Annotated in this window: 2 protein-coding genes and 1 pseudogene; 2 read left to right on the top strand and 1 reads right to left on the bottom strand. The window is 64.1% G+C overall.

The window, feature by feature from the left end:
* Both I71_RS39520 and I71_RS39515 read left to right on the top strand, forming a co-directional pair.
* A pseudogene (locus tag I71_RS39520) lies at positions 1-336 on the top strand (hypothetical protein); the annotation flags it as partial.
* Positions 254-631, top strand: coding sequence for an aminotransferase class I/II-fold pyridoxal phosphate-dependent enzyme (locus tag I71_RS39515; protein ID WP_244433662.1), 378 nt, complete (start codon positions 254-256; stop codon positions 629-631). The pseudogene I71_RS39520 and the gene I71_RS39515, both read left to right, overlap by 83 nt.
* Before the next feature lie 343 nt (positions 632-974).
* Here the strand turns inward: I71_RS39515 and I71_RS05830 are convergent, their stop codons facing one another.
* Complete coding sequence (locus tag I71_RS05830; RefSeq protein WP_244433661.1) at positions 975-1,217, bottom strand: hypothetical protein; 243 nt, start codon at positions 1,215-1,217, stop codon at positions 975-977.
* Positions 1,218-1,458: the final 241 nt, after the last annotated feature.

Genomic DNA, 1,458 nt, shown 5'->3' with positions numbered 1-1,458 from the left:
TCTTTGCCAATCCCAACAACCCGACCGGGCACCTACATCCCGGCCGACGCGGTGCAGCGGCTGCGCGCCGGCTTGCCGCCGCACACGCTGCTGGTGCTGGATTCGGCCTATGCCGATTACTGCCGGCTGCCGGACTACAGCGATGGGACGGAAATCGTCGAGAACTCCGACAACGTCATGCTGATCCGCACCTTTCTCCAAGATGCACGGGCTGGCCGGCCTGCGGGTTGGCTGGGGCTATGGTCCGGCAACGGTGATCGAGGCGGTGAATGCCATCCGGGGGGCCTTCAATGTCTCTCTGCCGGCCCAACTGACCGCCGCCGCCGCGTTGAGTGACGCCGGGCACGAGGAAGCCACCTTCGCCCACAATGCGCAATGGCTGCCCTGGCTGTCGCGCGAGCTGGAGCGGGTGGGACTGCGCGTCTATCCCAGCGTCTGCAACTTCGTGCTGGCCCGTGTGCCGACCGATCCGTCTTTGGGCACCCAGGCGGTCATCGACCATCTCGCCCGCCGCGGCATCCTGGTGAAGGCGGTGACCGACTATGGGCTGTCCGACTGCCTGCGCATCACCGTCGGCCGCGAGGAGGAGAACAAGGCGCTTGTGGTGGCGCTTGCCGAAATCCTCGGTTGAGGCATTCAGGGCGCGGTGCGGCGGAACGACGCGAGCAACTTGCCGGGAATCTCATCCATTTTGATGCAGATCAACGAACAGTCTATGCCTTTTCGGATAAGGTCCGTTTCGTCTCTAACCCTCCCTATATCACTGAGCCGGAGCATCCGTATGGATGGCTCCGGCTTTTTCTTTTCGGCTGGGGAGGGGCCAGACCGGTTCGGAAAACAGCGGGACAGTTGACATGCATCAACGCGGAAGGCGGTGGGCAGGCGTAGACCTATGACTGTCTCTAACCCTCCCTGTTTCACAGGAGGCTCCGGTTCCGGTGCCTCCTGTTTTTTTGTCCGGCTTTTGCCTGAATTTACGTTGGCGGGCGCGAGCGGTTCCAGCGCAGGACCAGGCCGATCAGCGACAACGGCACCACCACCACGGCTCCGATCAGGATGTAGGGCAGCGCCCATCGGCCGGCATCGATCAACAGGGCGGCAATGTCCTGCACCGTCTGCCAACTGTTCGTCAGGATGCTGGCTGGATCGATGTGCAGGAACGACAGAAGGAAGCCGACGACAAAGCACAACACCAGCGTCCGAATGATCCAGTTCACCAAGGCCCCACCTCGCGCTCGTCGTGGCGGAGTTTCCGCCTGTCTGAAGGAACGTGCCGGCCCATGAGCGGGGTTCGGCATTCCGCGCTAGATGGGGCGGGGTGGTCGGGTTGGTCAAGGGGCCAATCGGCAGCCCCCGACTCATCCCGCGAGTGGGATATGCGCGCCGGCGCTGCGCGGGAGTGCGCCGTCCAGACGCGGATCGCGGACCTCGCGGGCGACGGACGGACGGGACGAAGCC

The organism is Azospirillum sp. B506 (assembly GCF_000333595.1).
GTDB lineage: Bacteria > Pseudomonadota > Alphaproteobacteria > Azospirillales > Azospirillaceae > Azospirillum.
Note: the sequence above shows the minus strand (reverse complement) of the source record. Positions and strands in the feature narration are given on the sequence as shown.